At 43.7% G+C, this 22511-nt stretch carries 21 protein-coding genes and 1 pseudogene; 12 read left to right on the top strand and 10 right to left on the bottom strand.

Annotated features, from left to right (window positions below):
* Positions 1-36: 36 nt before the first annotated feature.
* Positions 37-1044: a protein-methionine-sulfoxide reductase catalytic subunit MsrP gene (gene msrP, locus ACRRS0_RS14275; protein WP_432452521.1), complete on the top strand. Its 1008-nt coding sequence runs from the start codon at positions 37-39 to the stop codon at positions 1042-1044.
* Between the two features lie 10 nt (positions 1045-1054).
* Positions 1055-1684 carry a protein-methionine-sulfoxide reductase heme-binding subunit MsrQ gene (locus tag ACRRS0_RS14270; protein ID WP_432452522.1) on the top strand — a complete coding sequence of 210 codons (630 nt, stop codon included), beginning with the start codon at positions 1055-1057 and terminating at the stop codon, positions 1682-1684.
* Here the strand turns inward: ACRRS0_RS14270 and ACRRS0_RS14265 are convergent.
* The 3 genes from ACRRS0_RS14265 to ACRRS0_RS14255 all read right to left on the bottom strand — a co-directional run bounded on the left by ACRRS0_RS14265 (position 1668) and on the right by ACRRS0_RS14255 (position 5186).
* Positions 1668-2633 (bottom strand): sensor domain-containing diguanylate cyclase, encoded by a 966-nt coding sequence (locus ACRRS0_RS14265; protein WP_432452523.1) that lies wholly within the window; start codon positions 2631-2633, stop codon positions 1668-1670. The genes ACRRS0_RS14270 and ACRRS0_RS14265 overlap by 17 nt on opposite strands.
* 167 nt (positions 2634-2800) lie before the next feature.
* On the bottom strand, positions 2801-3256 hold the full coding sequence (gene gloA, locus ACRRS0_RS14260; RefSeq protein WP_432452524.1) for a lactoylglutathione lyase: 456 nt from the start codon (positions 3254-3256) through the stop codon (positions 2801-2803).
* Between the two features lie 55 nt (positions 3257-3311).
* Positions 3312-5186, bottom strand: coding sequence for an MOSC N-terminal beta barrel domain-containing protein (locus ACRRS0_RS14255; RefSeq protein ID WP_432452525.1), 1875 nt, complete (start codon positions 5184-5186; stop codon positions 3312-3314).
* A 179-nt stretch (positions 5187-5365) separates the two neighbouring features.
* Here ACRRS0_RS14255 and dinB point away from each other — a divergent pair, with 179 nt between their 5' ends.
* The 4 genes and pseudogenes from dinB to ACRRS0_RS14235 all read left to right on the top strand — a co-directional run bounded on the left by dinB (position 5366) and on the right by ACRRS0_RS14235 (position 8695).
* Positions 5366-6433 (top strand): DNA polymerase IV, encoded by a 1068-nt coding sequence (gene dinB, locus ACRRS0_RS14250; RefSeq protein ID WP_432452526.1) that lies wholly within the window; start codon positions 5366-5368, stop codon positions 6431-6433.
* A 406-nt stretch (positions 6434-6839) separates the two neighbouring features.
* On the top strand, positions 6840-7148 hold the full coding sequence (locus tag ACRRS0_RS14245; protein WP_432452527.1) for a cupin domain-containing protein: 309 nt from the start codon (positions 6840-6842) through the stop codon (positions 7146-7148).
* 195 nt (positions 7149-7343) lie between these two features.
* Positions 7344-7625: pseudogene (locus ACRRS0_RS14240) on the top strand (transposase); the annotation flags it as partial.
* An 80-nt stretch (positions 7626-7705) separates the two neighbouring features.
* Positions 7706-8695 carry a transposase gene (locus ACRRS0_RS14235; RefSeq protein ID WP_432452528.1) on the top strand — a complete coding sequence of 330 codons (990 nt, stop codon included), beginning with the start codon at positions 7706-7708 and terminating at the stop codon, positions 8693-8695.
* 273 nt (positions 8696-8968) lie between these two features.
* Here ACRRS0_RS14235 and ACRRS0_RS14230 read toward each other — a convergent pair whose 3' ends face one another.
* Complete coding sequence (locus ACRRS0_RS14230; RefSeq protein ID WP_432452529.1) at positions 8969-9952, bottom strand: NAD(P)H-binding protein; 984 nt, start codon at positions 9950-9952, stop codon at positions 8969-8971.
* 91 nt (positions 9953-10043) lie between these two features.
* Between ACRRS0_RS14230 and ACRRS0_RS14225 the strand changes: the two genes are divergently transcribed.
* Both ACRRS0_RS14225 and ACRRS0_RS14220 read left to right on the top strand, forming a co-directional pair.
* Entirely contained in the window at positions 10044-10946 is a 903-nt protein-coding gene (locus ACRRS0_RS14225; RefSeq protein WP_432452530.1) for a LysR family transcriptional regulator, read from the top strand.
* 245 nt (positions 10947-11191) lie between these two features.
* Positions 11192-11428 (top strand): hypothetical protein, encoded by a 237-nt coding sequence (locus tag ACRRS0_RS14220; RefSeq protein WP_432452531.1) that lies wholly within the window; start codon positions 11192-11194, stop codon positions 11426-11428.
* Positions 11429-11748: 320 nt separating this feature from the next.
* On the opposite strand, the gene ACRRS0_RS14215 is transcribed toward ACRRS0_RS14220, so the two are convergent.
* Positions 11749-12948, bottom strand: a complete 1200-nt coding sequence (locus ACRRS0_RS14215; RefSeq protein ID WP_432452532.1) for an MFS transporter — start codon at positions 12946-12948, stop codon at positions 11749-11751.
* A 115-nt stretch (positions 12949-13063) separates the two neighbouring features.
* Positions 13064-14020 carry a helix-turn-helix transcriptional regulator gene (locus ACRRS0_RS14210; RefSeq protein ID WP_432452533.1) on the bottom strand — a complete coding sequence of 319 codons (957 nt, stop codon included), beginning with the start codon at positions 14018-14020 and terminating at the stop codon, positions 13064-13066.
* 1120 nt (positions 14021-15140) lie between these two features.
* Between ACRRS0_RS14210 and ACRRS0_RS14205 the strand changes: the two genes are divergently transcribed.
* The 3 genes from ACRRS0_RS14205 to ACRRS0_RS14195 are packed head-to-tail and all read left to right on the top strand — an operon-like array spanning position 15141 to position 18043.
* Complete coding sequence (locus ACRRS0_RS14205; protein WP_432452534.1) at positions 15141-15773, top strand: LysE family translocator; 633 nt, start codon at positions 15141-15143, stop codon at positions 15771-15773.
* Between the two features lie 37 nt (positions 15774-15810).
* Positions 15811-16995 (top strand): MFS transporter, encoded by a 1185-nt coding sequence (locus ACRRS0_RS14200; RefSeq protein WP_432452535.1) that lies wholly within the window; start codon positions 15811-15813, stop codon positions 16993-16995.
* A gap of 58 nt (positions 16996-17053) precedes the next feature.
* A complete protein-coding gene (locus ACRRS0_RS14195; protein WP_432452536.1) occupies positions 17054-18043 on the top strand; it encodes a diguanylate cyclase in 990 nt (329 codons plus the stop codon).
* Between the two features lie 134 nt (positions 18044-18177).
* Here the strand turns inward: ACRRS0_RS14195 and ACRRS0_RS14190 are convergent, their stop codons facing one another.
* Both ACRRS0_RS14190 and ACRRS0_RS14185 read right to left on the bottom strand, forming a co-directional pair.
* Entirely contained in the window at positions 18178-18495 is a 318-nt protein-coding gene (locus ACRRS0_RS14190) for a hypothetical protein (RefSeq protein WP_432452537.1), read from the bottom strand.
* A gap of 361 nt (positions 18496-18856) precedes the next feature.
* Complete coding sequence (locus tag ACRRS0_RS14185) at positions 18857-19750, bottom strand: EamA family transporter (protein ID WP_432452538.1); 894 nt, start codon at positions 19748-19750, stop codon at positions 18857-18859.
* Positions 19751-19852: 102 nt separating this feature from the next.
* Between ACRRS0_RS14185 and ACRRS0_RS14180 the strand changes: the two genes are divergently transcribed.
* The gene (locus ACRRS0_RS14180) at positions 19853-21229 is read left to right on the top strand and encodes a PLP-dependent aminotransferase family protein (protein WP_432452539.1); all 1377 of its coding nucleotides are present in this window, start codon (positions 19853-19855) and stop codon (positions 21227-21229) included.
* 62 nt (positions 21230-21291) lie between these two features.
* Here ACRRS0_RS14180 and ACRRS0_RS14175 read toward each other — a convergent pair whose 3' ends face one another.
* Both ACRRS0_RS14175 and ACRRS0_RS14170 read right to left on the bottom strand, forming a co-directional pair.
* Positions 21292-21744 carry a DUF1499 domain-containing protein gene (locus ACRRS0_RS14175; protein ID WP_432452540.1) on the bottom strand — a complete coding sequence of 151 codons (453 nt, stop codon included), beginning with the start codon at positions 21742-21744 and terminating at the stop codon, positions 21292-21294.
* A 46-nt stretch (positions 21745-21790) separates the two neighbouring features.
* Positions 21791-22213, bottom strand: coding sequence for a VOC family protein (locus tag ACRRS0_RS14170; RefSeq protein WP_432452541.1), 423 nt, complete (start codon positions 22211-22213; stop codon positions 21791-21793).
* Positions 22214-22511 lie beyond the last annotated feature (298 nt).

Raw genomic sequence — 22511 nt, 5'->3', positions numbered from 1 at the left:
TACCGCAAGCGAGGTCTGATAGAAAAAGGAGATGCTATGTGGTTTAAAATGAAGCGTGACTGGGAAGAAGCAGAGTCGGCGGTGACGCCCGAGTCTTTATTTAAACAGCGCCGTAATATTATGAAAGGTTTAGGTTTTATTGGCGCTGGTGCGGCCTTGCCTACGAGTGTAGCAGGCGCATCTTGGTTTAGTGCTGACGACCCCGAGCCAGTGGCATTGGTTCGTCGAGCATTGAACAAAATTGACATTCCACCGATCCATCAAGATGTGCTAACCCCAGAGTCGACTGCCACTAGCCATAATAATTTTTATGAGTTTGGTACTGGTAAAAATGATCCGGCGAAGAATAGCCGCAGCTTTAATCCTTCGCCATGGACGATTAAAATTACCGGAGAGGTAGAGCAAGAACTCACGCTTGATTTAGATAAATTGATGGCAAAAATGGCTTTAGAACAACGGATTTACCGCTTACGTTGTGTCGAAGCTTGGTCGATGGTCATCCCTTGGGTGGGGTTTTCGTTGGCCGATCTGCTGAAAATGGTGAAGCCCTTGTCGTCGGCTCGCTATGTTGCCTTTGAAACGCTTTATGATCCGGAGCAAATGCCGGGACAGAAAAATTCGTTTACAGGCGGAGGGATCCGTTATCCCTACGTTGAAGGTTTGCGGATTGACGAAGCGACGAATCCACTCACGTTTATGGCTGTAGGTATGTACGGCAAAACCCTACCCGCACAAAATGGTGCGCCATTACGTTTGGTTGTGCCATGGAAATACGGTTTTAAGAGTATTAAGTCGATTGTTAAAATCCATTTACTTGAGACTCAACCACCAACCACTTGGAATCGACTCGCACCTCATGAGTATGGTTTTTATGCCAATGTGAATCCGCTGGCCGACCACCCGCGCTGGAGTCAAGCTTCAGAACGGCGGATTGATTCAACGGGCTTGTTAGGGCGTAAACGAATAAAAACAGAAATGTTTAATGGTTATAGTGAGCAGGTCGCTCATCTTTATCAAGGCATGGACTTAAATAAGTATTTTTAGTGAGAGACGTGTGAGTAAAAAAATTAATCAGTATTTAGCTAAGCATCAATGGCAAGTGCGGGTGCTATTACATTTATTGTTGTTAAGCCCACTGCTTTATTGTTTTTTAGCGGTTAGTGATGGCTGGTGGGGGGGCGATCCGGTCAAAGCCCTGATCCACTATTTGGCTAATGTAGCGCTGAATATACTCCTGATTACGCTGTGTTTAGCCCCCTTTGCTCGGCGTTTTCGTTTACCCGTGTTGTTTGCTTTTAGGCGTTTAGTGGGCCTATATGTATTCTTTTATTCGCTGTTACACATGCTCGCTTATTTGGTGTTTGACTTAGGCTTAGATTGGGCCTTGTTTGGACAAGAAGTATTGGATCGGCCCTATATATGGTTTGGTATGTTTGCCTTTATATTATTGTTGGCTCAAAGCCTGACCTCATTTAAGCGCATACAACAAAAACTGGGCCGAGTCTGGTTGCAACTTCACGGATTTATCTATCCCGTTACATTGGCGATAATCATTCATTTTTGGTGGTCTTTGAAGTCTGGATGGATTGAGCCCATTATATATTTAGGTTTGACCTTTGTTTTGTTGTCTATGCGCAGGGTTCCCTTACGACGATGGATAAAAAGCTTTACGCCTCAGAATTAAACCCCCATAAGTGAAAGTTGTTTTTACCCTCATCTTTGACTTGATACATGGCTTGGTCGGCGCGATGCAGGGTTTGTTCAAATTGTTCATCGTGGCGGTGAAAGCGACACATTCCAATACTGATGGTCACCGCGACCGAGATCTGTTGGTAGTCAATGGCTGGTGTAAAAGCGTCGAGTAAACGCTTAGATAATTGTTTCAGTTGGCTCACTTCACTGAAGGGGATCAGTAGGGCAAATTCATCACCTCCAATTCGTCCACATTGCCCTTGTTCTGGGCAATGTTGTTGGATCCGTTCGGCGCAGCATTTTAAGATCCGGTCACCGACAGTATGCCCATAGCGGTCATTAACCGGTTTAAACTTATCTAAATCAATGAACATCAAAGTGCCGCCTTCAGCTCCGATGTTTTGACAATATTGTTCGAATTGATTTCGAAAGGCATGCCGATTGAGAAGTCCGGTTAAGGGATCATGATGAGCCAGTTTGGCCAAGCGTTGGTGAGCGATTCGTTGTTGAGTAATATCGCTGTGTGTCCCCAGAACACGCAGGGGGTGGCCGTTTTCATCATAGTCTTGAATGGTTCCTCGATCTTTCACCCAGCGAATTGAACCGTCTTTATGCAGCATTTTATACTCGACATCGTATTCGTCTGTTTCGCCTGCGATCAAGGCTTCAAAAGCCTTGATCGCAAAATCTTTATCATCGGGATGTAGGTTGGATTGCCAATTTTTATAGTAGGCTTTTTGCTCATTGGCGGAAAGACCACAAATTTTACCGTATTCGGAGTTATACAGACTGAGCCGCCCACTGGGAATGTGTTGTTCCCAAAGCACTAAGCCACTATCGTTCAATACAATATTAAGTAAATTGATGTTCTCGTTGAGTTGCTCACGCAATTGCTGGTTTTGCCGACGTAATTCGACAATTTTCGGGTCACTATCATCCATAGTTAGTGTTTTATTAATTTGTAAACCATTTGTGCTTATTTTATCAACACCTTGTACATTATAGCTATCGCTTATTTATTCGCTGAATAATTTAGTGCGGGAAATGGCTTAGCATGGCCGTTCCCCTCACTAAATATGTTGAGTAAAAAACTCACTTTTTTGCAGGCTTACCAGCTTCCGGTATTGCCCATCGAAGCCCAAGGTTCTTGCACGGCTAGTGATTCACCTTGTTGTAGTAACTCCACCGAAATACCATCGGGAGATACGACAAAGGCCATGTGACCATCACGAGGTGGACGATTGATGATGACGCCAGCTTTTTGTAACTTGTCGCATAGCGCATAGATATTTTCTACCGATACGGCAATGTGTCCGAAATTACGTCCGCCGGTGTAGGTTTCTGATTGGCCATTTTCATCAGGCCAGTTATAAGTGAGTTCCAAACATGGGGAATCTTCGGTTTTGACTCGTTCAATATCTTCATCACAACTGAGATAGATTAAACTGAATCTGCCTTGGTCACTCTCATAACGGCGGACTTCGCTCATGCCCAATAAATTGCAGTAAAAATTCATGGATTGATCGAGATCTTTTACTCTTACCATGGTGTGTAGAAACTTCATTTATTCTTCCTATTATTAATGACTACAAATTAAATAAATCTAAACTAGCGTAACATTACGCTTGGGTAATACATAAGTCTGTTTGTGGAATACAACTACAGCTCAGGATGTAGCCTTGTTGCTTCTCTTCATCGTTTAAACCACTGTCTTCGAGGATGCTTACTTCACCACTTTCTAGTTTGACTTTACAGGCACCACAAAATCCACCGCGGCAGGAATAGTTCAAATTTAGCCCGGCCTGTTCCGCTTGTTCTAAGATACTTTGTTGATTATTACCTTGAACGTGACTATCCCAACTATCAAACAGAATATTAATGTTCTTACTCACCACCGAGTCGCTGATCTGGTGGCCAAAGCTTTCAGACAAATAATCGTCGGGATGCACCCCTAAGGCGAGCAACTGCTGTTTTGCGCTGTCCATAAAGCCCTGTGGACCACAGACAAATACCGAGCGTAGTTCTAAATCTTCAATATCGAGTAACATCCCGCGATTGAGTCTGCCCTGATAGCCTTGCCAAGTGCCTTGAACGGATTGGCTTAAACTATAACGAATACTGCAGTGTGGCATTTGTTGAGCGAGCACTTCTAGTTCGGCTCGAGCGATCAGATCTTGTTCGCTATGTGCACTGTGTAGGAACACCACATCTAGCTGGCTGTTGATGTCACTCAGGTAGCGCAGCATCGACAGCATCGGGGTGATGCCGCTGCCAGCTGACAGCAGTAATAATTTGTTGCTTGGGCTGGCGGGTAAATGAAAGTCGCCCGTAGGGGCTAAGGCTTTGAGTTGCATACCTGGCTTCAAGTTGTCATGTAACCAATTTGATGCCAGTCCGTTGGAAACCCGCTTAACGGTTATTGCTAAGCTTAAGGGGCGACTAGGAGAACTCGACAGCGTATAATTTCGGTGTACTGGGCTGCCGTCTATCTCCAGCTCAATGCCTATATATTGGCCTGCTTGATAATGGCAGATGTTGCCCTCTGGAGCCTCCAAAATGAAAGTTTTTACATCATGAGTTTCTTCGCGTATTGCAATACACTTGAGTAAGCGGCTTTGTCCCGCTTGCCAATTTGTAGTCACTGTTGGGCTGGATTGTGTTTTTTTGATTTGCTCGGGATAATGTTCTGGCGTCTTGGTTTCTAGTACTTCTATGGTGTCATACAGACTGATCTTACCATGATTGAGTGCCACCACATTTTGTCCAAAATAAACGTTTCCATCGTTACCCTTACGATACTTAGCGAGTGTTGATAGTGGTTCTTTTTGCGGATGAAACTCTCCACGGGCTTGATCGAGGGTTGTAAAAATACAGCGCGAACAAGGGTTTTGCACCTCAAATTCCACTTCTCCAATACGAAAACGTTTCCAGCCATCTTCGGCAAATGCAGCAGTGTTTGTGACCACTAGGTTGGGTCTAAATTGAGCCATATTGTGTTGCGTTGGGCTGCGTGAATTGAGATCTTCTAATGAGGCTTCAGACACTAACAATAGGGGATAGGCGTCGGCGAACGCGACCTGACTATCCCGCTTTTTGACCATACGCTGAGATTGTTCCCCAAAAAATACTAGGTGGCAGTTTTCCCCTAAATATTGGCTAAACCAATGATCGTAATCGTTATGGCAATGTTGTGCTTGAACCGTATCCTGCCAAAGCTTTACTGGAATATAATGATCTGAAAAATCGGTGTATTTAATGTTTACCCCTGCCATGTTAGGAGCTTCCAGATATAAGCCTTCAGGCCGTAAAACACTGTGGATTTGCGCTAACTTGGGGTGAGTTCTGGCGGTTAGTTGTTTGCCATCGGGTAAGCAAACCACAAAACGTCGGTCGAATGCTAGGCCATGTTCTTCTACGTAAGCGTGATTTAAATCAATCCCTAAGGTTGATTTTATGGGGTAAATGCTTAACTGGCTGATCTGCGCTTGACTCACAATAATGCCTTATTATTCTTTGCTCATAATTTTAATCTTACTTAAGGTGGTGCATCGAGGCTAGCTCAAATTACCCTGATGAGCGATTTCTTATGAGGAAAGGCTTGTATTTGGTAAACGCATAACTATACTGTTTTTATATACAGTTGTTGTGGCGTATTTGCTTACTTATGACTTTAATGAATCGTAAAATCATTCATGTGGATATGGATTGTTTCTATGCTGCGGTAGAAATGCGTGAGCAACCCGAATTCGCGAACCTTCCTTTAGCCGTAGGTGGCTTGAGTAGCGGTCGAGGCGTATTAACAACCTGTAATTATCTGGCCCGTCAATATGGTATTCGCTCTGCAATGCCAACCCATAGAGCGCTACAACTGTGTCCCCAATTGGTTTTAGTGCCGCCGCGGCTGAGTTTGTACCGAGAGGTCAGCCGGCAAGTACAGGCTATTTTTGCCACTTATACTCAAGTGATCGAACCTTTATCCCTCGATGAAGCTTATCTTGATGTGAGTGCGTGTGAGGCTTGTCATGGTTCGGCGACTCTAATTGCTGAGCAAATTCGCCAAGATATCTATAACTGCACCGGATTAACCGCTTCGGCTGGTGTAGCGCCGGTCAAATTTTTGGCAAAAATTGCGTCCGACCTGAATAAGCCTAACGGACTATATGTGATTAAACCCGAGCAGATTTCGGCATTTATTGAAACACTCGCCCTAGAGAAAATATCGGGTGTTGGTAAGGTGAGTATTGAAAAGCTGCATCACCATGGCTTATATACTGGCGGAGATATTCGTCGTGCCAAACGCGATAAACTGCAGACTTTATTTGGTAAGTTTGGTGAGATGTTATGGTTGCGTTGTCAAGGGATCGATGAGCGAGCCGTAAGTAATGACCGTAAACGTAAGTCGGTGGCGGTAGAACGAACTTTTGCCCAAGATGAGCGAGATAAAAGCTTAGTAGTTGAGCGTTTACTGGCTTTGTTACCCGAGTTACGGCGGCGTAGCGAGCAACATTTACGACAGGCTAAGATGAATAAGTTAGGGGTAAAAGTAAAATTCGCCGATTTTCAGCAAACTACCAAGGAGCAGCAGTGCCAACAGATTGATGAATCAACCTTAGTGGAGCTGTTTCATCAAGCCTTTGCGCGCGGTAAGGGCAAAGCGGTGCGTTTAGTTGGCTTACATATTGGTTTAGCTTACGAGCAGCAAACAGAGTCGGCACAGTTGAGCTTGCCTTTTAGTGATTAAGTGGATTCCTCAGCACTTAGCCTGTCAGTGCTTACATCTGGTTGTGGACCGAACCGACAGATTGCTCTAATGCCTCATCGTTTGTTGGCTGCTGTATCGAGTTACCACACTATTCCGACCTAGCTCAATAAGCATTTGGTGTAGGATTTGAATTTCGCGCATCCTGACTGCCTCCGTGTAGGTTTAGATAGAATTTGTTTTGACGAAATTAATTAGATCAAACAACGGGTGTGCGTCTAATATATTGAATTTACTAGAAATTCTGAGGGGTTCGTTAGAATTCAGCGTTAACTTACAAAGCCTTCAAAGGCAATCAAATTTTATAAATTCTAGGAATTTTTTCTGTCTTACCATCCTCTTATATCCACTAATAATTATGTAAGGAAAATATATGATATGCCCTCGTATGAACGAAAATATAAAATGGTCAAAAACTCCATTTTCTGGTGTTGAATTTTTTTGGTTATCAGAGAAAACTGAAAATGGTAGAACGGCAATACTCAAATTTGAAGCTCATGCAGAGCTGCCGTTGCACAATCATCCTGGCTGGGAACAAATATATGTTCTTGAAGGCCGTTTACAAATCAACTCAGAAATTTATGCCGCAAATGATTTTGTTCTTATTAGCGCGAGTACAGATCATTCGGTATTGGCTTTAGAGCCGAGCATATATATTACTATTTCACAAATGGAAGGCGTAAAAGTTCTTGAGTAATAGCCAGTTAAAAGAATTATTGAGACATTTATGGACACCCCATGTTTTGCAACTCCTGATTGAAGATCGGTTCGCTGACATATATCCGGCGATCGGAGCAAATAACTAGAAGAAAATAACTAGACAGCCATCTCAACTAGCCAGATCTCGGTAATAGCCTAAACTATCAATAGTGTTTTTTTTGGAGTTATTGCCATGCCTCGGTCAAGACAGTCGCAAGTGAGCTTATCGGATACATCTTATTATCACTGTGTTTCCCGCTGTGTTCGGCGGGCTTTTTTATGTGGCGAAGATAAGCAAACGGGCAAGAGTTATGAGCACCGACGCCAGTGGGTGGAAGACTATTTATTGCAACTTACTGCGGTTTTTGCCATTGATGTCTGTGCCTATGCTGTCATGAGCAATCATACCCATGTGGTATTGCACATCGATAAGGCCAAAGCCGAAGCCTGGTCCATGGATGAAGTCTTGGAGCAAATAACTAGACAGCCATCTCAACTAGCCAGATCTCGGTAATAGCCTAAACTATCAATAGTGTTTTTTTTGGAGTTATTGCCATGCCTCGGTCAAGACAGTCGCAAGTGAGCTTATCGGATACATCTTATTATCACTGTGTTTCCCGCTGTGTTCGGCGGGCTTTTTTATGTGGCGAAGATAAGCAAACGGGCAAGAGTTATGAGCACCGACGCCAGTGGGTGGAAGACTATTTATTGCAACTTACTGCGGTGTTTGCCATTGATGTCTGTGCTTATGCAGTTATGAGCAATCATACCCATGTGGTATTGCACATCGATAAGGCCAAAGCCGAAGCCTGGTCCATGGATGAAGTCTTAGAACGCTGGCATTGTTTGCACCAAGGCACCTTACTGACTCAAATGTATCTTAATTCTGAGTTACGTCCGAAGTTAAGTGAGGTGCAACTACAGGCTATCAGTGCAACAGTAGAAGTCTATCGGACTCGCCTTTTTGATTTAAGCTGGTTTATGCGCCATTTGAATGAATACATTGCTCGAGCTGCCAATAAAGAAGACCAATGTACCGGTCGTTTTTGGGAGGGGCGTTTTAAATCTCAAGCGCTTTTAGATGAAGCAGCCCTAGCAGCGTGTATGGCCTATGTGGATTTAAACCCGGTTCGCTCAAATATAGCGAGCACGCCTGAAACCTCGGACCACACCAGTATCAAACAGCGCATTCAGCAAGCCAAACAAGGTCAGCAACCCAAGCAGCTAATGCCTTTTGTCGGTAACCCCAGAGAAACCATGCCTAATGGCTTGCCTTTCGAGTTACAAGACTACCTGCAACTGGTGGAACTTACCGGCCGCGTTATCAGAGAAGATAAACGCGGTTATATCGATGATGCACAAGCGCCCATTTTACAGCGCTTACAAATCGATGAAGAAAGCTGGTTAGCCTTGAGCACTGGTTTAGAGCATCACTTCGCCAGCGTGGTTGGGGCTGGGCATTCACTAGAACGCTATAAGCGAGAGCACAATCAACAACGAATTAAAGGCATGGCAGCTGCCAAGCGCTGGCTGGATCTAGGTTAAGAACTTACAGGTTAAATTTCATTGACTCGCGAGTGATTCAGGTTATCTAGGCTAGCTGTGTCTTCCGTCTCGCTTGTTGCAGATTTTCGTCGTAAAAACGTGTATTAAGATTGCAATTTTCAGCATCAGGCTGCTTTTATGCGGATGAGAGATGATTTATATCGCTTGATGGTGGCGGATGAATATAAGCCTTAAGATGGCTAAGCCTTAAGATGGCTGTCTCGAATAACTCGGTCTCGGATAACTTTGACAGCCTTGTTCAATGAACATTCCTTAAGTTGGAGCGGCGGCAGGTAAACATTGTAGGCCAATGAGAGTCTGTTCTACCGCTAAGGCTAGTGGTGTATGAGCTTCTTCACCGAGCTCTGCGAGCAGTTTGCTATTATTCATCTGAAGTGGCCGTTGCCATAAATAGCGCATTTCTAGTAGTTCTCTCATGGTGGCATTAAAAGGACTAATAAGCTTGACTACTCCCCAAGGAAAGCTGCGGATATTGGCTGTTTTACCACTATGTTGAAGAACTACATCGCGAATGGCCTCCACCATTTGGCGGCCGTTGGCGTCCCAGTGTCCAGCCATATGATATTCCGCGAAGGCTTCAAGTTGGTGACGACGTTCTAATAGTTGTCGCATCACTTGGGCAACATCAGGTATATAAGACCATTGATGGCCAGTTCCCTTTTGGCTTGGATTATTGATTGTGCTTACCGCTTGGCCAGGTTTGATGAGTCCTTGGGAAAACCAGTTGTTACCCGGCTGGCCACCAAAAAAATCTCCAGCGCGAACAATGATGACTCGACCGCCATTTTGTGCATAGTTGAATAAACGCTGTTCTAGTTGGACTCTGATCCGCCCCTTACGCGTTTGCGGGTGCTGCGGTGTGTTTTCATCAATTTGTAAAGATACTTCTGGGCCAAAATTATAAACGGTGCCGGGCAATACGATGGTTGCGCCAACTTTTCTTGCTGCGGCAATGGTATTGTCTAACATTGGGAGTACCCATTTTTCCCAGTTTTTATAACCAGGAGGGTTTACCGCATGAATGATCACGTCACAGCCTTGGGCTGCAGTTTCGACTTGGCTTGCATTCAGTGCGTCACCTTTCATCCACTGGACACCTGCTTGTGATTGCTTGGCGCGGCTTAAGTTTCTGGTCATGGCACACACTTGCCAGTTTGCGTGAAGTAGTTGTCGAGTGAGCTCCCCACCAATCCCCCCGGTTGCGCCGAGCACTAATACTTTTGCTTGATTTGTCATTGTTTTGAACCTCTATTCATTTGATGGGGAGAGCATAGTATTATTGTTAGCTAAATGAAATTGAGCAAAACAAACGATCAGGTATGCATTTATGTATAGTGGCAATATTGACTGGGAACTCTATCGTTCATTTCTCGCTGTATTACAGCAGGGCTCCTTATCGGCAGCAGCGAGAGCATTAAACTCCACTCAACCCACCATCGGTCGGCATATTGCCGCTCTTGAGAAGGCACTGGAACTTAGCTTGTTTATCCGTTCTCCGGGCGGATTATTGGCTACCGATGCAGCCAAAGCACTACGCGGCCAGGTGGAAGTGATGGCGAGCACCGCTGCAGCAATAGAGCGAGTTGCTACAGGTCAACAGCAGGAGCTAGGTGGCGTGGTTCGAATTACCGCCAGTGAGGTGGTGGGGGTTGCCTTATTGCCGGATATTATTACACCACTACAGCAGCAGTACCCAGGCTTAAAATTGGAGTTGGTATTATCGAGCCAAGCACAAGACTTACTGCATCGCGAAGCTGATATTGCGATTCGTATGTTTCGACCAAAGCAAACTCAACTGGTTGCTCGTAGAGTGGGCCACTCTGTATTAGCTTTACATGCAAGCCCTGCCTATCTTGAGCACTTTGGCTACCCGGAGAGTGTTGAGGCGCTTGCCCAACATGCCATTATTGGTTTTGATTCATTGAGTGATTTTATTCGTAAATTGACTAAAAGTTTACCGCCAGAGCTTGACCGAGAAAACTTCGCTTTTAGTTGTGACAGTGATCTCGCACAATTAGCGTTGATTCGTGCAGGAGCTGGCATCGGGATCTGTCAGGCGATTTTGGCAAAAGGTGATGATAAATTGGTGCCTGTTTTAGCCGAAGCCTTTCAGCTAAAGATGGATGTATGGGTCACCATGCATGAAGACCTGCGTAACAGCCAGCCATGTGTGCGGGTATTTGAGGCTCTGGCTGATGGATTTAGGACTTATTTTCAATCATTTGACTAAACGCTGGCTAAGCTTGGCATGACCCTAGTGATGTGAGCGCCTTATTGCTTGCGCTTGAGGGGATGAGCAAACCTATAAAAAAATTCTATATATTTGATGATTAAAGGTATTATCTTGCTTTTTATCTGTCATGAGCTTCTAATGATTAATTCATAATTAATCATTGGTTCCCCTCGGTGGTTTGCGCCTTTGCTATGAATGTCCGTTCATAGCTTAAGGGGGGATATGCTGCTAGGAGTGTATAGATGTTAACCCAATTTTGTCAGGCATGTGGTGAACAAACTGAGCATCAACCGTTACTTAAACAAAAACCTTCCAAATATGGCACGACTAAAAAAGAACAAATAAAAGCCTTTATCGAAGGTTTTTTTGCTGGCCAAGCCAGCCCTGTTGGTGCTTCACTGGATCTCATAGACCGTTATTTGGTTTGCCAGAAGTGTGGTCGTAAAACGCTCGCAAACCAAGGTGATGAGTTTCAGTAATCACCCGATAATTCAGAGTCATTGAAGATTAACTGAGCCGCAATATGGCAATTAGCGAAACCCTCTTTATTAAGAATTCATGATGCCTGTTCAGATAGCTTGAAAGCTAGACTCTCCCCAGCATCGTAAAACCATGAATCATCCATCCTGATTTAGTGAGCGCTGGCTGTTCTCATCGAGTAGGGATTTGGTCGGCTGTATCATTGGTCAATCGAAGCCAGCGTATAGCAGCTGGCACGGTTTACTAAAAATATAGCCATCATTTTGCGTTTTGAGTCGCGAAGAAAAGCGAATGAAAGGGATGGATGAACGATTCGTCATTAATTTTCTAACATCTCCTTTGCAGAAGTATCTGTTGCGGAATAAAACGAAAACACACTTAATACCGCTAAGCTCAAGCCAAATAGCAAATAGGGCAGAGAAGGAGAGAGTGTATAAATGAGAGTCGCAGCGAGTGGCGCAAGGCAAGTCCCCATCGCTTGCGCCGCACCTAGGCTTCCTGCCGCAACCCCTTGCTCTGAATTCGTCACTGCATTAGCCGCTAAAGTTTGTATAGAAGGAAATACCATGCCTAGCCCCACTGCAATAAGGGCATACACGGCCATAAGGTGAATGGGAGTCGAGACCCAAAACATCAATACCATGGCTATCGCAGCGATTAATGTCCCAGTGCTTAACCACGTTTTCGGCTGAATATAAACTAACTTTGTAATGACTATTTGGGTGAATATAAGTGCAACTCCTACAGAGGCCATCGCTTGTGCCGATACTTTAGCCGCAGATTGATTGTCTAGGTGCAACACATCAAGACAAAAGAATCCCACTACGATTTGGCAAGTGATCACACAACTCATACTAATAAATGCACTTAACATGGGTAAGCGTAAACGAGGATCAAACAAGCGAACGGTCGCTTTGGGGGCTGCGCTTATCACTTGTGTCTGAGGGAGGCCAAAATAAACGATGAGTAAGGCTAACATTGCTAGAAACCCACCGAGAAATAAGGGGTGAGTTAAACCATCGCCAACAATAAAACTCGCCATGAGTGGGCCAAGAACCAAACCAAAGCCGTTGGATGCACCCAGCAATGCCATTTTGGGCCCTCGAGTTGCTGGTTCATAGTGATCGGCGATGAGTGCGCTATTCGCAACCGGAATGGCTGCAAAAAATCCCCCCATCATGCCTCTTAATACAATAAAAATCAGTAACATCACCCAAATTTCGTTGTGATTTTGCAACGAATATTCCGTAAAAATGGCCAAACCAAGGTAACTTAGAGTTAAACCTAAAGAGCCCCAGAGTAGAATTTTCTTTCGGCCTAAACGATCACTTTTTATTCCCCATGCTCGCGAAGTCATTAACCAAACAAAACCGGCCATTGTGACCATCAGGCCGCTTTGCCACTCAGGCATAGACAGCGCTCGACTGATAGGGCCGATCACCACGGCAAAAATTTGCATGGTCGCGGCGCATAGCATGCTAGCTAACAATAAAGGGAAAAGTTTGATTTGTTTATTCACAGTCTACCTCGAAATTGATTTAATCGAATTAAATGGTAAACAAGGGCAGAAGACCGAACTACTCAAAAAGGGATTATCGGAGGGGGAATGATACTCTATTCTCAATCGACCACGTTTAAGCGCGATAAGACCGAGGGCTTTGACCAAAGTATTTTTTAAAAGCCACTGAAAAATGCCCATGATTGTTGCATCCAACTTGTCCCGCGATATCAATAATGGGGTGATTAGATTCGAGCATAAGGCGCGCTGCTTTGCGCATTCTCAGACTAAGTAAATACTGACCAACCGTTTGTTGGGTGATGGTTTTGAAACCTTTTTTAAGTTTAAAGTCATTTAAGCCAACACGATGAGCTAAGTTTTTTAATGAAGGTGGCTCCTGCATTTCTTGCTCTAATATGTATTTCACCATTTGTAATTTTTGTATGTCCTGTGAATTAAGCACAAGTCGACTTTCATCGATACAATAGCGAATTGCAATCTCATCTAATACAGCACTAAGCAAGTCTTGAATCAGTTCATCATGGTCACGAGTAAGATCTTGAGTTTGATTACAATAAGTGAGTAATTGCGTGATATGTGAGTTAATCGTTCCAGACAACAATATTGGTTCAGGGCTAGGGTTAAGAATATTTTGAAACAACTTGTGCAAACCTAAGCGCTCATCTTGTAAAACAAAATTACGCCAATAAGGTAGTTTAATATGAAGCCCATAGCTGAGATTTAGTTGATGAGCAGCATACTCTGAAAAGCCACATGATTCCGGTGAAAAACTTAAACAAAATTTACCCGCGAAAAAATGTTCGGGGTGTTTCCAACTCTGCATTTTAGAGTGTGATATTCCTTTTTGCATAAAGAAAATAGACACATAAAATGCCCCTAACAGACTGCTTCTTTCAATACGAGTAAATTGCTTAAAAAAGACCTGATTGCGACTAAATGCGACATCGTCGGACAAGTGCTTAGAGTAAAAACTCAAGGCACCAGCGGGATTACAAACCTTAAATTTTAAACCAGTACTTTGATGATGAAATAATGGTTCTACATCTTGATGACCAATGACAATACGTTCCACTTGGTTAACCCATGATAAAAGGGGATCTCATTATTCATCAAAATAGACTCAAACAAAAGTAGTTCTCATTTCTATTTGTTTTGGGTGTCGTTCAGGTTTAATGCCTAAAACATAATAGAAATAAACAACAGATGTATGGACACACCGATGACTGCAAGCACCGCTCCTATGCTCCCAGTTAAGCCTTACATCGCTTCCTAAATGGCGGTTTTTAGTCTTACAAGCTTTTAAAAGGCGATGATTAAACTCAGGTTTTAGGCAAATCAACGGTTAAGAGTCTGGTTTAGCTGGGGGACATAAAAGTTGGGTGTTTTTGCGCGTAAATTCTATCATGAGTTCAATTTTCAATCGCTTGGGTAATTTTTTACCGCTTGTGCTGATTTGAGTCATGTTGATATGAGGGTGGTATTTTAAGCACGTAACGCTTGTCGTGGTTTTGCTAAAAGAGCCTGCAAAAACTGAGTTGTTGGTGAGTCAGCTCTGACATGCTTGTTCCCAGTAAGTCGATTGCGGCGATGATTTCATTTCTGAATGTAGTGCTCACTAACAAGTCGGCCCCATACTTATCTGCGAAATAACTTTAATTATTTAAATAGTTAACCTATGTTTTTTGGGTGTCTACGTATAGTCGTTTCTACGTATAGTAAGGTGTCGAATTAGACTTGAGTCAGATGAAGTAAAGGCAGCTTGGTTTTGATGCGCTTCGATAGTGCCAATTTGTCATTGCTTGTCATCGTGATTGCGGAGCTTAAAGCTTATTGAATTTTGGCTGTTAAATAATTGTTTGATTCAAGCGTGGCCGGATGTGCAATTGCTTGCCAAGACATATTACTTGCTTGATGGCCGGGCTTCACGAGAGGAGCGATAAGCGACAGCGATAAAACATCACATCTAAGTCTATGAGATTGATACATATAGCAATTTTATTATTTGTTTTATTCCTGTTTTAGCTGGTTCTCGATAATTTTTATGAAATATTTTTTCAAATAATACTTTGTTTTTACGCGTGTTAATTAAATTGCGCATTTTGCTGGTAGATTTAACATTAACACTTGTCATACCAGTTATGTTACGCTTGATTTTTTTTTGAGGTGCAGGTGACTATTAGAGTTCTACGACCATGTTAGGGATCACCGATTTTTGGTTGTTTGTGGGATCTGGGATTTTGCTAAATATGCTTCCCGGACCGGATTCTCTTTATGTTGTGGCTCGAGCGTCAAGCCAAGGCTTGAAAGCGGGATCAGTGGCGGCCTTGGGAATTGGTTGTGGGACTTTTGTACACATTTTTGCTGCGGCTTTTGGTTTGTCTGCTATATTAGCCAGCTCAGCTACAGCCTTTACGCTGATAAAAATACTTGGTTGTCTTTATCTATTGTTGATGGGCTTAACCATGATATTCACCAAAGCTAATATTGTCACCAAGGAATGTGCGTTACCAGACAGCGGTTATTTGAAAATTTTCCGCATGGGTTTTTTAAGTAACAGTTTGAACCCTAAAGTGGCCTTGTTTTTCTTGGCTTTTGTCCCCCAGTTTATTGCCTCTAACGCCGACAATAAAGCCTTGGCATTTTTGGTTCTGGGTTTAGTGTTCAATCTCAATGGAATGATTTGGTGTCATTTACTGGCTTGGTGCAGTGTGGTGATTCGTGACAAGGTAGGGGTGAGTGACCAGTTTAGAGACTGGCTTAATCGTTGCCTTGGCGGTTTATTTATGTGGTTTGGGATCCGTCTAGCGCTCGCTAAAATCAGTTAGTTAATGCAAGCCGTTTGGTTTGTATTCAAGGAAGTATATGCATCGTTCTAAAAAGCAATTGTTGTTAATGATGGCATTTTTAATGCCTTTTAGTTTTTCCATTTGGATGGTTTTACTGAATAATTTTGCGATTGAAGTGGCTCAGTTTAGTGGACGCGAAATTGGGATCTTACAAAGCTTACGTGAAGTACCTGGTTTCCTATCCTTTACCGCCATCTTTGTTTTGTTGTTACTTAAAGAGCAAACCTTTGCCTTGTTAAGTTTATTGATCTTGGCGATTGGGATTAGCTTAACTGGCTTTTTCCCAAGTGTGTACGGTTTGTACTTTACCACGGTGCTGATGTCGGTCGGGTTTCATTATTTCGAAACAGTGAACCAATCACTTACCTTACAATGGGTCCCAAAATCTGAAACCCCCGAATTCATGGGAAAAGCAATTGCGGTGCGAGGCGCGGCGGCAGTGCTTGCTTATAGTCTATTATGGAGTTTATTGGAATATAGTGACCTTGCCTATTCCAGTTTATATGCCATGTTTGGTGGACTTACAATTTTGGCGATCTTATTGATTGCTTTACGTTTTCCACATTACACCGCCGAGCACGAACAACATAAAACGCTGATTTTGCGTTCTCGCTACTGGCTGTTTTATACCTTGGTGTTTCTGAGCGGTGCGCGCCGCCAAATATTTGTGGTATTTGCGGGCTTTTTAATGGTCGAAAAGTTTGGTTATTCGGTATCCGATATCGCGCTGTTGTATTTGGTCAATCAAGTCTTAAATATCTTTTTTGCAGGGAAAATCGGTCGTTTAATTGGGCGTGTAGGCGAACGTAAAGCACTCATCATAGAGTACAGTGGGTTATTCTTTGTGTTTGCAGGCTATGCCTTGGTTGAGCAAGCCGAATGGGCCGCAACGTTATATGTGATTGACCATCTATTCTTTGCTATGGCGATTGCGATAAAAAGTTATTTTCAAAAAATTGCAGCGCCCGCCGATATCGCGAGTACTGCTGGGGTGAGTTTTACGATTAATCATATTGCAGCGGTGGTATTACCCGCCTTGTTAGGATTTATTTGGTTATATTCACCTTCTATGGTGTTTTGGTGTGGTGCCGTGATTGCGATTTTATCGCTGATGTTTGCTTTATTGGTGCCTCGCCATCCCACACCCGAATACGAAACCTTACTGATTGCTAAAGTGAAGCATTCAGTGGTTAGTGAGTAACGCAATTGTGAGCTTAGGGTTGTTGGTGTCGATAATAAAGTTGATAGGGATCTAAATAATGCTAGAGCACTTATTGGAACGAATAAACCAAGAAGAGTTCGAGGTTCTATCTCATGACATTAAGTATGCGCTGTTAGAGCATCGTAAATGGTCCCATAAAATTGGTATGGCCTTGGTATTACGTCAACCGATGCACGAGCAAGACTTTGTCGCCGATGATGCGCACTCACATTGTTCCTTTGGTCGCTGGATGAAACATGTCTTGGAAGATGAGCAATTTCATCAACAGGCATTTTTTAATATTGATGACGTTCACCAACAGTTACATGATTGCGCTAAAGTATTGTTGAGTAATTTGGCTAAACGAGGGGAAATTTCTCCTGCCGATCTAGAGTGCTTCTTTCAAATTCAAAACGAGTTTGTGGATATGGTGCTGATGATTTTTGAGTTTTCGGTGATTCATAAGCACCAGTTTGACGACACCACCAAGCTAATGAACCGACGCACTCTTGATATTGTGCTGACTAATGAAAAGCATCGTATGCAACGTGTCATCGGCTCAAATTGTTGCATTGTATTGGCCGATATCGATAAGTTTAAAGATTTCAATGACACTTATGGACATGATGTTGGTGACTTGGTTTTAGCACATACCGCTTCGTTATTTCGCGAGTCAATTCGACGCCATGATACCGTCGCCCGATTTGGTGGTGAAGAGTTTCTATTTATGATGCCTGAAATGAAGCTTGAAGAGGCGACGCAAGTGATTGAAAGAATTAGGTTGAAATTGGCGGAGTCGTCGATTGTACATCAGGGGCGAGAGCTTGGGGTGACAGCCTCGTTTGGAGTGACTCAGCTCAGCCCGTATTATGATATTAAAGATTCGATTAAGTGTGCCGATTTGGCTTTATATGAGGCCAAACGGGCTGGAAGAAACTGCACCGTGATATTAGATGTGGAAGAATTAACCAAGAATATTGAAGTGATTGATCTTGCGAACTTAGATGCTAAATATGTGATTCAAGAATTCTGTTTAAAAGCGAAATAGATATGATTTTGGTGCTTGATGGCGGTTAAGGTCCCGTCGTCGCATACTCTTAATCGTTAATACTTCGCTTAACTTGGTGCTCTATTTAAGAAAACTTAAGTGGCTTTATGCCTTCATACGCGATGCTTTATCTGCTACACCAAGATGGCGATAATGCTACCGACGGTACCGATGGCTTTCAGCACTTGCCCAGCGGTATAGGCACCATCTTCTGTCTCTTCTACTTCGTTAGGTTTATCCATACCTAACACGCCATAACCAAAAGATGTGATAGTACTAGGTTCTGAATCGCTGCTCTTGGTCTCAACTTTATTTTGTTCAAGCTTGGCTGGCCCATCGTTGGCGACTGACAGCTGTGGTTTAGCAGATTCCATGTTGTTGTTCTGTTTTGCTTGCATGGCCGCATTCACTAGATATGCGTTATTGGCTCCGCCTACAGGGGCTATCGACATGAATTGACTCTCCTTTCGATTCTTTTCAACAACTTAGTTATCGACCGCTTGGCAATTAAATTAAGTGATAATTTTACCAATTTAACTTAATTGTACTGTGCCCTCAACCACGCAATAAGTCTTGCGGAACAAAGCTGCGATATGACAAATGTTATTGTAGTCTCTAACCAGATAAATGACATGTCTAATCCACTAATTTGTTAGTGTGATCATAAGCTAATGACTTATATATCCTATACTTTTTTATTTAATGAAGGAGCTGAAAACTGATACCAGATCATGGTTAAGCTGAGAGCCATTTGTCGAATCTAGCGTGCCGTTCCGGGCCCCCTTTTTACAAGGGGGGCAATGTTGTTGTGTTTTATAATGGCTTGGTTGAGGCTGATTTTATCGTAATACCCAAGGGACCGCGGTAAACCACCAAGGCGATCCCAAGTAAGAAGGCGCTGCAAGCCACCCATTGCGTAGGATTAAGTTGTTCCCCATAGACTAAGTAGCCGCTAAATAAGGCAAATACAGAGACCAGTAGCGTAAACGGTGCCATAAGACTCATAGGATATTTGAGTAACATTTTGTTCCAGACCCAATAACCAAATACGGTAGTGGGGTAGGCTTGAAATAGTACCGATAACCATGCCTTGCTGGTCCAATGTTGATAGCTGGTTGCGAGCACATCAACCCCATTAATGAGCACGCTTAAAGCGAGTAGTGGTAGTGGCGCAAACAATATTCCCCAAATGTTAAACGCAAAAGGTGCAGTCGTCCCCGATTGTTTCATAATCACCCCGGCGAGCGGCCAGCAAATAGCCGATATTGAGATCAATAGAATGCCGAGTGGTGTGACATTGCCATTGGTGTAGAGGAGCGATACGATTAATCCGAGCAGGGAAATGCCAATGCCCAACTTCATTCGTGAAGAGATTCGTTCTTTGTAAAACCAAACGCCAGCGAATACGCTAGTCAGCACATCGGTTTGCAATAGCACAGAGGCCATCCCTGAAGATAAGCCAAAGGTGATGGCGCAAGAAGCCATACCCCAGACACCAGTGCCAAAAACCAGGCCATAGGCGATTAAATGGCGCCAAGCAACCTCAGGCCTTTTAATAAATAAAATCAGCGGGAAAGTTGCACACAAGAAGCGCATTGCAGCAACCAATAGCGGATCGATCTCGCTGACCCCCAGTTTGATCATCGAGAAATTAAATCCCCATATGGCCATCACGCTTAGGCTTAACAATAAATCCCTTAGTTTCATCTGGCTTTATCCCTTATCGATATTTATCGCTAGTGTCACTTGTTGAATAAAACAAGTACAGATACAATTATTTATCATATATAGGGTACAGTTAGGCTGGCTATGGCAAAATATAAGCAAATCGCTCGACAATTTATTGATGATATTGAAGCAGGCAAGTTGAGTGCTGGAGTGAAAATGCCCTCGCTACGCCGGTTGGCCAATCAGCAAAGCATTAGTATGACCACCGCGGTGAGTTGTTATCAAGAGCTGGAAGCTCTAGGCTGGTTAGTAGCTCGTCCCCAAGCTGGCTTTTTTGTGAGTGCCCGAAGCCAAAATTTGCGGCAACCAGATTGGCAAGGATTTACGAGCAAGGTGGCTAAACCTAGAGTTCAAGCGCATCGCTCGCAGGTGCCAGATGGTCCTTTGGGAAGAGCGCAATTGGCGATAGATGACAGTACGCAGCAATTGGTGAATAAAAGTCTTCGAGCCGCGATTCGACAAACCAGTGCGTTGTTTGGTGATTATCCAGCGCGACAAGGTGAGCCGGTGTTAAGGCAGGTTTTGGCCGAACATTTTACTCAAAATGGCTTGCTACTGAAGGCCGAAGAGTTGGTGATTACGCACGGTTGTATGGATGCGGTGCGCCGAGCTTTGGAAGTTTGTACTCAGCCGGGCGATTCGGTGGCGATAAGCTCGCCCTGTTATGACGGCTTGCTGGACTTATTGTCAGTGCTGGGGCTACAAATTGTTGAGCTTCCTTCACTCAAAGAGGGGATTGATTTAGCCCAATTAGAAGCGCATTTACAACAGGGGACAGTGCAAGCGGGTTTATTCTGTACTAGCCATATGAACCCGCAGGGGATCACCATGTCTGTTGAGCAGAAGCAACGCTTGGCGAGGCTTGCTGCAGATTATAAAACCCCTATGATTGAAGATGACATATACTTGGAGCTGTCTCACCAAACTCAAATGCCACTGCCAGCCAGCTATTATGATCAATCGGGTTATATGCTCTGGTGTGGTTCGGTTTCAAAAACCTTGTCAGCCAGTCTTCGTGTTGGATGGTGCCGTCCTGGTCGTTATCGACAGGCGTTTATCGAACGAAGTTTTGGGGTGTCGACCATACTCCAATTTGCGTTAGCTGATTTCATTGACAAAGGGGATTACGCTAAACATATGAAGCGAGTACGTTATCAGCTTCAGCAACAAAAACAGCACTACCTTGCCTACCTGACTCAGCACTTACCTCCGTCGAGTCGCATCACCGCTCCTGATGGTGGCTTAGTATTATGGTTGCAGATCCCGGGGTTAGATCCTCAGAAACTAATAAAGCTTGCTCAAGGTGCTCAATTGGATATTCGCGTCGGCCAGCTGTTTACTGCATCGCAACGTTATCAAGACTGCTTAAGGCTTAATATGGGTTGGCCACTAGATCAAAACCTAAAGCAACAACTCGATAGATTGATGGCAATCATGGGTCATAGTGTGCATTGCTAATTAAATTGCAAGCCACTTAAGGATTCTGTTGATTTCACGATAATGATGACGCTGTTGTCAGTCTATTTTGTTTGATTGCTTAATTCACTGCGAATATGTTCGATGCGTTGGCGATTTACTCCAAAATCATAATATCCGAGGCGCGCTGCGGAGCGAACATGGATTAGGATGTGTTCGTTTTGTTGAGCAAGCAGATAGAACTCAACATCATCAACAAAGCCAAATAATGCGGAGTGAAATTCTACTCGCAGGTAGTTGATTTGTTGAGTCACTATATGGCTACGCTTCTCGGCTTTGAGGATCTGTAGTAAACGCTGTTGTGCCTGCAGCATCGTTCCTTGGTAAACTAAAGGCTGAATATAGTTGCCATCGTTTGCCGCTTGGCTGATTACGCAGTTAGGCGAATCGGGACAGGCTTGCAGCAGTTGTTGATGCACGCCAAGCATTGGTGCGCTACCCGAGCAGGCAGTGAGTAGCCATAGGCTTGGCAGTAGGCAGAACACTTGTTTCTTCATCCCTGATCCCTTTTATTTAGCTCTAAAGCATTGCCAGTCGATGCGATTAAGCGGTTCGTATTGCGATGGGATGATCTGGTTTGAGTTGTAATAGATCCCAACGGTTTCCATATAGATCTTCAAACACAGCGACTAAGCCATAATCTTGCTGCTTGGGTTGACGTATAAACTGAATACCATCACCGAGCATACGCTGATAATCTCGCCAAAAATCATCGGTATTTAAAAATAAGAATACTCGTCCACCGGCCTGATTGCCGATAAAATCCTGTTGCTCCGGCTTTGAGGCTTTGGCCAGTAACAAGCTTACTCCCTGAGAGTTTGGCGGCGCAACCACCACCCAACGTTTATCTTGTTCGGCTTGATAGCTATCTTCGAGTAACTCAAATTTTAGTTTGTTGACGTAAAAATCGATGGCTTCGTCATAGTCTTTCACGACCAAGGCGATATGAACGATACTCTGCTTCAAAATGAATTCCGTGCTGCTAGGAGAGATATCAAAGCATAGCTTATTTGGTGCTGTCCTGCTCAATATTTATCTTTTAACTAATTGAAATGACAGAACATAAGTGTATTAATCTGAAGATGTTCAAAGTATTGGCGAACTGAGCGACAGGCATAGAAAAGAGTAACCGGATGGTTACTCTTTGAGAAAAATCTACTCAGCTTGATTGGCGAAATAGACGGAAAAACAGTAAAACACAAGCCCAACGGCGATAACGCCTAACATCCAATAGGTCGTTTGATCCATGCTTTAATCTCCCTTG

It is taken from the genome of Agarivorans sp. QJM3NY_29 (assembly GCF_050870835.2).
Taxonomy (GTDB): Bacteria; Pseudomonadota; Gammaproteobacteria; order Enterobacterales; family Celerinatantimonadaceae; genus Agarivorans.
This window is presented reverse-complemented; position numbering and strand designations above follow the sequence as displayed.